This window comes from Bacteroidales bacterium, from assembly GCA_012517825.1.
In the GTDB taxonomy this organism is placed as follows: domain Bacteria; phylum Bacteroidota; class Bacteroidia; order Bacteroidales; family JAAYUG01; genus JAAYUG01.
On the sequence record JAAYUG010000123.1, the window covers coordinates 1 to 11095 of the forward strand.

At 46.8% G+C, this 11095-nt stretch carries 10 protein-coding genes; 5 read left to right on the top strand and 5 right to left on the bottom strand.

What is annotated here, in order from left to right; translation table 11 throughout:
- Window positions 1-28: 28 nt before the first annotated feature.
- The 3 genes from recN to GX419_08685 all read left to right on the top strand — a co-directional run bounded on the left by recN (window position 29) and on the right by GX419_08685 (window position 3915).
- Window positions 29-1699 (top strand): DNA repair protein RecN, encoded by a 1671-nt coding sequence (gene recN, locus GX419_08675; protein NLI24764.1) that lies wholly within the window; start codon window positions 29-31, stop codon window positions 1697-1699.
- A gap of 53 nt (window positions 1700-1752) precedes the next feature.
- Window positions 1753-2583 (top strand): enoyl-ACP reductase, encoded by an 831-nt coding sequence (locus GX419_08680; protein NLI24765.1) that lies wholly within the window; start codon window positions 1753-1755, stop codon window positions 2581-2583.
- A 174-nt stretch (window positions 2584-2757) separates the two neighbouring features.
- Window positions 2758-3915, top strand: coding sequence for a DUF819 family protein (locus GX419_08685; protein NLI24766.1), 1158 nt, complete (start codon window positions 2758-2760; stop codon window positions 3913-3915).
- Here the strand turns inward: GX419_08685 and GX419_08690 are convergent.
- Window positions 3909-4607 carry a hypothetical protein gene (locus GX419_08690; GenBank protein ID NLI24767.1) on the bottom strand — a complete coding sequence of 233 codons (699 nt, stop codon included), beginning with the start codon at window positions 4605-4607 and terminating at the stop codon, window positions 3909-3911. The two genes, GX419_08685 and GX419_08690, sit on opposite strands and share 7 nt — an antisense overlap.
- 218 nt (window positions 4608-4825) lie before the next feature.
- On the opposite strand from GX419_08690, the gene GX419_08695 reads away from it, so the two are divergent.
- Both GX419_08695 and ftcD read left to right on the top strand, forming a co-directional pair.
- Window positions 4826-6082 (top strand): imidazolonepropionase, encoded by a 1257-nt coding sequence (locus GX419_08695; GenBank protein ID NLI24768.1) that lies wholly within the window; start codon window positions 4826-4828, stop codon window positions 6080-6082.
- 38 nt (window positions 6083-6120) lie between these two features.
- Window positions 6121-7806 carry a glutamate formimidoyltransferase gene (gene ftcD / locus GX419_08700; protein NLI24769.1) on the top strand — a complete coding sequence of 562 codons (1686 nt, stop codon included), beginning with the start codon at window positions 6121-6123 and terminating at the stop codon, window positions 7804-7806.
- A 30-nt stretch (window positions 7807-7836) separates the two neighbouring features.
- Here ftcD and GX419_08705 read toward each other — a convergent pair whose 3' ends face one another.
- The 4 genes from GX419_08705 to bamD are packed head-to-tail and all read right to left on the bottom strand — an operon-like array spanning window position 7837 to window position 11093.
- Window positions 7837-8751: a DUF4835 family protein gene (locus GX419_08705; GenBank protein ID NLI24770.1), complete on the bottom strand. Its 915-nt coding sequence runs from the start codon at window positions 8749-8751 to the stop codon at window positions 7837-7839.
- On the bottom strand, window positions 8748-9962 hold the full coding sequence (coaBC, locus tag GX419_08710; GenBank protein NLI24771.1) for a bifunctional phosphopantothenoylcysteine decarboxylase/phosphopantothenate--cysteine ligase CoaBC: 1215 nt from the start codon (window positions 9960-9962) through the stop codon (window positions 8748-8750). Before coaBC ends, GX419_08705 begins: the two co-directional genes overlap by 4 nt.
- On the bottom strand, window positions 9962-10300 hold the full coding sequence (locus GX419_08715) for a DNA-directed RNA polymerase subunit omega (GenBank protein NLI24772.1): 339 nt from the start codon (window positions 10298-10300) through the stop codon (window positions 9962-9964). Before GX419_08715 ends, coaBC begins: the two co-directional genes overlap by 1 nt.
- A gap of 19 nt (window positions 10301-10319) precedes the next feature.
- The gene (bamD, locus tag GX419_08720; GenBank protein ID NLI24773.1) at window positions 10320-11093 is read right to left on the bottom strand and encodes an outer membrane protein assembly factor BamD; all 774 of its coding nucleotides are present in this window, start codon (window positions 11091-11093) and stop codon (window positions 10320-10322) included.
- Window positions 11094-11095: the final 2 nt, after the last annotated feature.

An 11095-nucleotide genomic window follows, 5' to 3' on the forward strand; every position in this document is an offset into this window, starting at 1 on the left:
TTCGCCAAAAGGAATTTTTAGTTCGGTAATGTTACAGTCGCTTCATATTCAGAATTATGCACTGATCAGTTCCCTGGATATGGAGTTTAGCAGGGGACTTACAACCATCACCGGAGAAACCGGAGCCGGCAAATCAATTCTTCTCGGTGCTTTGTCCCTTATTCTTGGCCAGAGGGCTGAAACAGAAGTGCTTCGCGATAAAACCCTCAAATGCATTGTGGAAGGCACTTTTTTTATCGGCGATGCCAGGCTGGAACCGTTTTTCGAACAGAATGATCTGGATTTCCAGTCAGTTACGGTATTGCGGAGGGAAATCAACCCTAATGGAAAATCAAGGGCCTTTATCAATGATACACCCGTAACGCTTGCCGTTTTGCGTGAGTTAGGGCTTCAGCTGGTCGATATTCATTCCCAGCATGAGAATCTGGAATTAAATACACGGCATTTTCAGTTGCGGCTGGTTGACCTTGTTGCCGGAACCCAGGCAGATCTGGAAGACTATCTGAAAGAATACCGGCGTTTCAGAAACCTGGAAGATGAGCTTCACCAGTTGAAAGATGATATGAGCCGCACTAAGGCCGATCTGGATTATTATGTTTTTCAGTACCAGCAACTGGAAGATGCGAAGCTCAGAGAAGGGGAACTGGAAGAACTGGAAGAGGAGCAGAAAAAACTCAGCCATGCTGAAGATCTGCGCGCCTCGCTGGGAAGAACTTCCGATATACTCAGCGGAGAAGGTGCTTCGGTGCTTCAGGGCATACGAGAGGCCCTGTCGCTGCTATCCAAGGCCGAAACCTACTATCACAAGGCCGGAGCTCTCCACCAGCGGCTTGAATCGGTTTATATTGAGCTGAAAGACCTGGCATCTGAAGCCGAACGTATAGCCAGTGAAACGGAGCTGGATCCAGCCCGGCTCGAATTCGTTAACCAGCGCCTGGATTTGCTTTATGAACTGTTGCAGAAACACAGGGTTAACTCACTGCAGGAGCTGATTGCTCTGCGAGACAGCCTGAAATTGAGGATAGGAAATATTACTTCTTCCGATGAACGTCTGGAGGAACTGGAAAAGGAATATGAACGGCTGAAGGCGTCCCTGATGGCAAAAGCCGATGCGCTCAGCACGGCCCGCAGAAAAGCCATACCCGGCATCGAAACCACCGTAATGAGTATTCTGAAAGACCTTGGCATTCCCAACGCCAGGTTTGTTATTACCTGCGAGAAAACTGCTGAACTCACTCCGTCAGGAACCGATCGGATCGGGTTCCTGTTTTCTGCAAACCGCTCCTCGGAGCCTATGGAAGTTTCAAAAGTTGCTTCGGGCGGAGAAATATCCCGGTTGATGCTGGCTCTTAAGTCCATCATGGCTCAGTCGGTTACTGTACCTACCATCATCTTTGATGAAATTGATGCCGGGGTGTCGGGCGAAATTGCTTTCAAAATGGGGAACCTGATTCAGCGAATGGCAGAACATCTTCAGGTAATCAATATAACCCATTTACCGCAGATTGCAGCCAAAGGCCACACCCATTTTCTCGTGTACAAAAAAGACCAGAAACAGGAAACCAATACCTACATTAAAGTACTCAAACCGGAAGAGCGAATTGCTGAGATTGCCAAAATGCTGAGCGGGGACAAGGTTACGGATGCTTCCCTTGAAAATGCCAGGGAACTGCTCGGTGTAAAGGCAAAAATGAACTAAATGTGTGGTTTGTTTGTTGATTACCATTTTACATATACAAAAACGGTTTTTTTATGGCGTACAATCTTTTAAAAGGGAAAAAGGGTATCATATTTGGCGCCCTGAACGACATGTCGATTGCGTGGAAGGTGGCGGAACGCTGCCATGAGGAAGGGGCAACGTTTGTGCTCAGCAATACTCCCGTTGCCCTTCGTTTTGGAACCCTTGACAAACTGGCTCAGATGACAGGGTCGGTCATTATTCCTGCCGATGCTACCAGTGTGGAAGATCTGACAATGGTCTTCACCAAAGCCATGGAGGTTCTTGGCGGGAAAATTGACTTTCTTCTGCATTCCATCGCCATGTCGCCCAATGTTCGGAAAGGAAGGGAATACGACGATGTTGACTATGATTATTTTTTAAAGACGCTTGATATTTCAGCACTTTCATTCCATAAAATGCTTCAGGTAGCCCGGAAACTGGATGCTATCAATGAATGGGGTTCAGTGGTTGCCCTCTCTTATATTGCCGCCCAGAGGACCCTGGTGGGGTACAATGACATGGCCGATGCAAAGGCCCTCCTGGAATCCATAGCCCGGAGTTTCGGATACATTTACGGACGGGACAAAAAAATACGGGTGAATACCATTTCCCAGTCACCTACTGTTACAACGGCAGGCAGTGGAATTAAAGGCATAGATACCCTTCTCGACTGGTCTGAACGCATGTCACCCCTCGGAAATGCCACGGCCGATGAATGTGCAGATTATTGCATCACTTTGTTCTCAGACCTTACCCGGAAAGTTACCATGCAGAATCTTTATCACGACGGTGGTTTTTCGAGCATGGCCATGAGCCGGGCTGCCATTACCCAGTACAGCAAGAGTTTCGAGGATTGTGACTAAATCCCTGATTGACCCCGAAGTTTTGGGTTAAGTGTCAGCACAGCAATAAATGGCTGGTACAGAAAATTCCTGCAGAGGATGCAGAAAAACAAAAACTTGAACTAGCGCAATAAGGTAGATTTTTTGATTTCTTGAAAAAATCCCTTACGTTTGGCTATTCAAAGCCTTTTGCTTATGGCAGCATTTTATATCGTACTGCTGGTACTTTTTTATGTTTTCACACCGGCACTGATTCTTTATCTCTGCCGTAAGTTTCCCTGGATCAATAAGCTGGGAGCGGTAGTGGTGGCTTATATAATTGGCCTTGTAGCAGGTAATATGGGTATTCTGCCTGAGGGTGCCGATAAAGTTCAGAATACCATTATGAGCATTACCATTCCTCTGGCTGTCCCGTTGCTGCTGTTTTCATCCGATATCAGAACCTGGTTCCGTCTGGCAGGAAAAACCGTCATATCCCTGTTTCTTGGCACCATTATGGTGGTCGCCACCGTCATTGCCGGATATTTTATTTTCAGGACTCCTGCAATAAACGATTTCTGGAAAGTCAGCGGTATGCTGGTAGGTGTCTATACCGGAGGAACCCCGAATCTTGCTTCTATTGCCCTGATGCTCAATGTGGATCCAAATACCTACATCATTACCCATACCTATGATCTTTTTGTCGGAAGCGTTCATTTGCTGTTTCTGATGACAGTAGCACGGAGCTTCTTCGGACTCTTTCTGCCGCCCTACCGTTTTCTGAAACCTGAAGACAGGAATTTTTCCCTTTCGGACGGGAAAAACCCATATGAAGGAATTTTCCGTCGGAAAGTGTTTGTGCCTCTCCTCAGAGCCTTTGGAGTAGCAGTACTTATTTTTCTGCTGGGTGCACTCCCGACTTTGTTTCTGAAACAGGAACATCAGATGGTGGTTATTATTCTGGTTATAACCACACTCGGTATCCTGGCTTCCCTGGTTCCGTGGATTAACAAAACGGAAAAAACGTTTGAAGCAGGCATGTATCTGATTCTTATATTCTCTGTTACGGTTTCTTCCATGGCCGATATTCAGAAGTTCTCAATTCAGTCAGCTCCGATTTTGTATTATATAGTATTCGTCATCTTCGGTTCCTTGCTTTTTCAGGCACTTATCAGCTATTTTTTCCGTATAGATACTGACACCATGCTAATAACATCCACAGCCCTGATCTGCTCACCGCCCTTTGTACCGGTTGTGGCGGGTGCCCTGCGCAACAAAGAAATTATTATTACCGGCATTACTATTGGTATTATCGGATATGCCATTGGGAATTACCTGGGTTTTTTTGTTGCCCGGTTTTTGTCGGCTTATTGAAGAACAACCCAGTTTTCCAGCGGATCTTGAGAAACAAAAGTGTCTCCGTTGCAAACCAGCGGATGCTGGTCTCTTTCTTCTTTGCTGATAATAAATGCCGAGCGGTTGGTAATTCCCCGCAATACAAATGCCTGAAAGGCTTCGTTGGTAAGAACATCAAAGTAGGAAACCATGCGTCCCTGATGGGTAGGATCATTCACAATCACTGAAATGTCGGAATAGGTTTCCGTGCCAACGTGTTTTCCCAGCAGCTGACCCTCAGTAACCTTGTCGCCAATTTGCAGGTTGACAGCCAAATTAATATGGAATATCTGAAACCGGAAAGCAGGATATTTTTCCGAAACGATTTCTATTTTGGTGCCTGTCCATTCCTGTTCAACCCGCGTGATTTCTCCGTTAACCGGGCAGAAAATTTTGACATCTGACCAGTTGACAGTATCCGATGGCTGAAAGTAATGTTTCATGCTCCGGCAATGTTCAAAAGCATCGGAATAGTCATGGCCTACCGACGACCGGAAACGGGAAACCCTGTATATTTTCCCGATTTCGATGTAATTGGTACTGATAAACTGAGGAACCCCGTTCTTGTCAATATCCCAGACATCGGAAGCTGCCGGCTCCCTGTCTTTTTCCTTTTTGCAGCCTACTGCCATCAGCAGGCAGAGTGTTAAAATGAAGGGAAAATTCTTCATACGACATTCATTTAGTGATACTTGAATCTGTTCCGGCAAAGGCACAGGGGAAACCATATGCCCATATAAGAGACAGGAAAACCTGTAGTTGGGTGATTTCTAAATGTGTATAAAGGTACTAAATTTTCAGGATAAAGATTTCTCTGTTGTAAAGTATGCAGATTCGTATCTTTTCATAAGGAAGGAATTTGTAATTTTCGAACGATCGGAAAAAGACTATGGCGGGAAATATTCTTATCAAAAACATCAGGGAGATTCTGGTCACAGACGTGCCGGCAGATGGGCCACTTAGAGGGGTGGCCATGAATCGTCCCGGAAGGTTTCCTGATGCGTGGATAATGATCAGGGACGGTCGTATAGAACGGATCGGAAACATGAAGGATTTTCCGGGGCACAAAGAAACGGAAGAATTCCGGCAGATTGATGCATCGGGGAAATATGTCATTCCTGCTTTCTGTGACTCTCACACGCACATCGTTTATGCAGGCAGCCGGGAACAGGAATTCGTTGATAAACTTTCAGGGCTTTCGTACGAAGAGATTGCCTTGAGGGGAGGAGGTATTCTTAACTCCGTTGCTCTTTTGCGCAGGACGCCGGAGGAAGAATTATACCGGCAGGCGTATCTGAGGGTCAGGGAGGTAATGCGGCAGGGAACAGGTTCTCTTGAAATTAAGAGCGGATATGGGCTTACCCCTGAAGATGAACTGAAAATGCTTCGGGTAATCAGAAGGTTGAAAGAGACTACACCCCTTGCCATAAAAGCCACTTTTCTCGGTGCCCATGCCATACCTGAAGAACATCGCAACAACAGGGAAGAATATATCCGGATACTGCTTTTTGAGATGATACCGGCTGTTGCATCAGAAGGCCTTGCTGATTTTATTGATGTTTTTTGCGACACAGGTTTTTTTACACCGCAAGAAACCGAGCGGATCCTGATGACAGGGATAAAGTACGGATTACGACCAAAAATTCATGCCAATGAACTGGATAATTCGGGAGGGGTGCAAACCGGAGTGAAATACGATGCCCTTACGGTTGACCATCTTGAGCGGATTGGCAGGGAAGAGCTGGACGCTCTCGAAGCTTCGGAGACCATTGCTACGGTTCTTCCCGGGGCTTCTTTCTTCCTTTCTCTTCCTGATCCTCCGGTTCGGGAAATGATTCGGAGGAATATTCCCGTTGCGTTGGCTTCTGATTATAATCCCGGTTCATCTCCGTCTGGTAATATGAAACTGATGATGTCACTGGCCTGCATCCGTTGGAAAATGCTCCCTGCCGAGGCACTCACTGCGGCTACGATCAATGGGGCATGGGCCATGGATGTTGCTGGCGAAACAGGATCCATAGAGCCTGGTAAAAGGGCCGATATGATCATTACCAAACCCATGCCTTCCTTTGAATTTTTCCCGTATGCGTTTGGTTCTGACCTGATCGATATGGTAATACTTGGCGGTGAAATAGTGCCTGGCTGAAGCCGGGAAATAAAAACAAGCAAACAGGAGGAAATTTTATGCAGAAAATTATTGAATGTGTTCCCAATTTTTCGGAAGGACGTGACAGAAGAGTAATTGATGAGATAGCTTCGGCCATATCATCAGTTGAAGGAGCACACCTGCTGAATATTGACCCCGGAAAGGCAACAAACCGCACAGTTATCACCTTTGCGGGATCACCGGAGCCGGTTCTGGAAGCTGCCTTCCGGGCTGTGAAAAAAGCCATGGAACTCATCGACATGTCGAAGCACCATGGTGAACATCCCCGGTTCGGTGCAACCGATGTTCTGCCACTGGTACCTGTTCAGGGAATTTCTATGGAAGAAACAGCAGAGCTGGCGAGGGCATTAGGAAAGCGAATAGGAGAGGAGCTCAGCATACCGGTTTACCTGTATGAACATGCTGCCAGCTGTCCCGAGAGAAAGAACCTGGCTACGGTAAGGGCCGGTGAATATGAAGGCCTGCAGGCAAAACTTGCCGACCCTGCATGGAAGCCTGATTTCGGGCCGGCAGTATTTCTTCCCCGCACCGGAGCAATAGCCGTGGGAGCGCGTGATTTTCTGATTGCCTATAACATTAACCTGAATACAACTTCTACCCGCAGGGCAAATGCTGTGGCCTTCGATATACGGGAAAAAGGCCGCCCGAAAAGAGAAGGAAATCCGGTAACAGGAAAAATTGTCAGGGATGAACAAGGTAACCCTGTCATGATTCCCGGATCACTGCGTCATGTAAAAGCCATCGGGTGGTTTATTGAAGAGTACGGCATAGCGCAGGTTTCCTGCAATCTGACCAATATCCGGGAAACTCCCCTGCACATTGTTTTTGAAGAAGCCTGTAGCAAAGCTGAAGCCAGGGGAATGCGGGTTACCGGTTCGGAAATTGTCGGTCTGGTGCCCCTGCAATCCCTGCTCGAGGCAGGAAAATATTTTCTGCAGAAACAGAAACGATCTACTGGAGTCTCTGATGAAGAGCTTATCCGTATTGCTGTCCGTTCACTCGGTTTGAACGATTTGTATCCGTTTCGCCCGGAGGAAAAAGTGATTGAATACCTTCTTCGTGAAAAGGGTATTTCCCTTTTAAGCGATCTGACGGTTCGCGGTTTTCTTGAAGAAACGGCTTCCGAATCACCCGCTCCGGGCGGAGGCTCTGTCGCAGCCCTTATGGCAGCTGCGGGTGCATCCCTGGGCATGATGGTGGCCAATCTCTCAGCCCATAAGCCCGGATGGGATGAACGCTGGGAGGAATTTTCACAGTGGGCAGAGAAAGCAAAGGCTGTCCAGCAGGAGCTGATCCGTCTGATCGACGAAGACACAAGAGCGTTCAATGCCCTGATGGAAGCCTACCGTTTGCCAAAAAATACGGAAGAAGAAGCTGCCAGGAGAACATCGGCCATTCAGGAAGCAGTATTGCATGCCATGGAGGTTCCCCTTTGTGTAATGAAATCCGGATGGCAGGCACTTCCCGTGGTGAAGGCTATGGCGGAAACCGGAAACCCAAATTCCATCAGCGACGCAGCTGTCGGCGCACTGGCCCTGACAGCCGGCATCCGCGGCGCCCACCTGAATGTGAAAATCAATGCCTCTTCGCTGAAAGATAAAGAAAAAGCGGCGCAGATCCTTCGTGAAGCGGAAGAAATTGAAAAGCAGGCTGCGGAATACGAAAAAACCATCCTGGAGTTTGTCCGTAAAGCAATAAAGTAATGATTTTCAATCAGTAACTTTTTTTCGCTTCTACCGGGCTGAAAGAATCGCCTGATATTTAGAGGCGTTGGAAGGATCGATTTCACTGAGGATGGTTACCACCCTTCTTCCTTCATCGGGCAATGTTTCAGAAAAAACATTGATGAGTTCCTGGGATTTTGCATTCAGAACCACCTGAAGCAAATGCATGTAAGGATCGGGCTTGGTACGGTACACCTGCTGGAGAAGCCGGAGACTTTCGGCTATTTCTGCACGCCCTTCCACGGGTTTGGAACTCATAACATCCAGTCCGAGACGATGATAGCGGTACAGAAATTCGCGCACAGGCTGGTACTGCTTGTCCAGCAGGTTGTTGACCAGCCAGTACCGGTTTTTGTTTCCCTTGCCGTCAAAAGCTTTCCATCCTTTTTCCGGTGCATTCTGGGCATTCAGAACAATGTTCTCGGCTTTCTGAAAATATTCAGTACCTCCTTCCGGCGAAAAAGAATCGTAATCGAGGCCGATGATGATATAGGCATAATAGGCCAGGATGGAAGTGAGATTGGAAAGATGGGAGGTTTCAGTGAATTCAAGAGGCTGAAATTCCTGGTATCTGATATCAAAATTATCATCGAGATAATTCAGCAAAATCGAATTGTACGAACTTCCGTAAACCGGCCGTCGGCTCTGAACCTGGATGGTTCCTCTGAACTGATCGGCCGAAACCTGCTCGTTCAGATTAATGTAGATATTGCATTCAATCCGTTCCGCCGGAGCATAAACATGGCTGGTCCATGCCCGGTTGTTCATAAATTCATAAATGGCATTCTGAAGGGTCTGGAAAATCTGCTTATTGGTTCCCTGAATCTGCTGGGTAACAACCTGTACATTGCAGTTTAGCTCCTGGGCATTCAGGTGAACCAAACCTGCCAGAATGAGAATACCGGAAAAGATAATCCTTTTCATAAGAGGGAAAGTGTTTTGTTCAGTATGTCAAGCGCAACAGCTTTCTTATCCTTAAGAGAAAACTCTTCCGGAGGATGATTATTGTCGAGAATGGTAATTTTATTGGTATCGGTTCCGAAACCGGCTCCTTGGTCTTCCAGTGAATTGAGCACTATGAAATCAAAATTTTTTTTCCGCAGTTTCTGAAGTGCGTTTTCATGTCCGTTGCCGGTTTCAAGGGCAAATCCGGCAAGGATCTGTCCTGCTTTTTTACGTTTTCCTAATTCGGCGGCTATATCAGGATTGGCTTTCAGCTCGAGGGATAAGGTGTCGTGTTCCCGTTTCAGCTTGTTTTTTGATGGATTGGCCGGGGTATAGTCAGCGACGGCTGCCGCAAGAATGGCTATATCGCACCGGGGAAAAACAGCCAGGCATTTTTCGAGCATCTCACGAGCCGTAGTGACGCGGATAATTTCTATGGAAGGATGCTCCGGTGACAGGGAAACAGGGCCGCTGACAAGAATAACACGGGCTCCGGCACCGGCAAAAGCTTCGGCCAAAGCATATCCCATTTTGCCGGATGAGAAATTTCCGATAAACCGCACCGGATCAATGGGCTCATATGTTGGCCCGGCCGTGATAAGAACGGTTTTATTGTTCAGTTTTTTTTTTCTTTCCTCCTGCCGGGAATCATTCAGGAATGCGGAGACGGCCAGGAATATTTTTTCCGGCTCTTCCATACGGCCTTTGCCTTCCAGCCCGCTGGCAAGTTCCCCCGTAGCTGGTTCAATGAAATGAACTCCGTGTTTCCTGAGCAGAGCAATGTTTTCCTGTGTTGCCGGATGACGGAACATATCCAGGTCCATGGCGGGTGCAGCAAATACAGGACACCGGGCCGAAAGGTATGTTGTGAGCAAAAGATTATCAGCCAATCCGGCGGCCATTTTTGCCAGGGTATTGGCTGTGGCAGGGGCTATGATAAAAACATCGGCCCAGACGCCCAGATCAACATGGCTGTGCCAGTCACCTGTTTTGGTTTCGAAAAAATCGCAAAGCACCGGATTCCGCGAGAGTGTTGCCAGAGTAAGCGGGGTAATGAATTCTTTGGCCAGAGGCGTCATAAGAACCTTCACCTCGGCACCTTCTTTAACAAACAAACGGATCAGGGAGGCAGCCTTGTATGCAGCTATACTGCCCGTAATACCCAGCAGTATTTTCTTCCCCTTCAGCATTATGATTCGGGAGTATTCTCCTTGTGGGGATTCCTGTAATAGATTTCCCCGTTCAGGAATTCCTCAGTAGCTATCAGCGTCGGTTTGGGCAACCGCTCATAATATTTCGAAATCTCAATCTGTTCCCGGTTTTCGAATACTTCTTCCAGGTTGTCAGTGTAACTGGAAAATTCCTCCAGCTTGTGGCTCAGTTCCTGCTTGATTTCGTTGCTGATCTGATTGGCACGCTTGGCAATAATCATGACACTTTCATAAATATTGCCCGTTTTGGCATCCAGCTGATCGACGTTTCGTGTTACTGTTGTGGTGGGCGCTTTCGTTTTTCTGAAATCGTTCATAGACAAAATATAGATTGAGTTATAAATTCAATGCCTGGGCTGATTCATCGTACATCTTCTGAACTTCCTTCATGTATTTGCTTTTCGGAAATTCAGCTATAAAGGAATAATATTCATCAACCGTATTCTGAAACCGTTCCTTTTTCTTGCTTTCCACACTGTTTTTCGCCAGAAGGTAGTTTGATTTCAGGAGAAGATACATCAGTTCTTCGCGGTATTTGGTGTCGGGAAATTCGTTCAGACTGTTCCGCAAGGCTATGATGGCTGCTTTGTAATACCCGAGGTTGTAATAGAGTTTGGCATTCAGGTAAGATTTGCTGACAAGTTTTTCCCTGAGTTCCTGTATGTATTTCTGGCAGTCGCTTATGCGTTTGCTTTTAGGATACTTGTTCATGAATACCTGGAAGGCCGTAATGGCATCATAGGTGTTTTTCTGGTCAAGGCTTGGCCTGGGCGACAAGAGATAATAGCAATAGGCTACCATGTAATCTGTTTCCTCTGTAAAGAGACTCCGCGGATGCAGTTGCCCGAATTCTTCAAAATAATGGCCTGCCATCACATAATCCTGTTGTTTGAAGTAACTCCAGGCATAATAATAATCAACCGTGTCGGCTTTTAGAGAACCTTTATAGTAAGGTTTGATTTGTTCAAAAAGAGTAATGGCCTTGGTATAGTCTTCCTTGTTGTAATATTCAATGGCTTTCTGGTATTTCAGACTCAGGTCGGGGCTCTTCAGCAGTTTCTCATACTTTGAACAGGAAACAGCCATAAGAACCAAAACCGGAATAGCCAGAA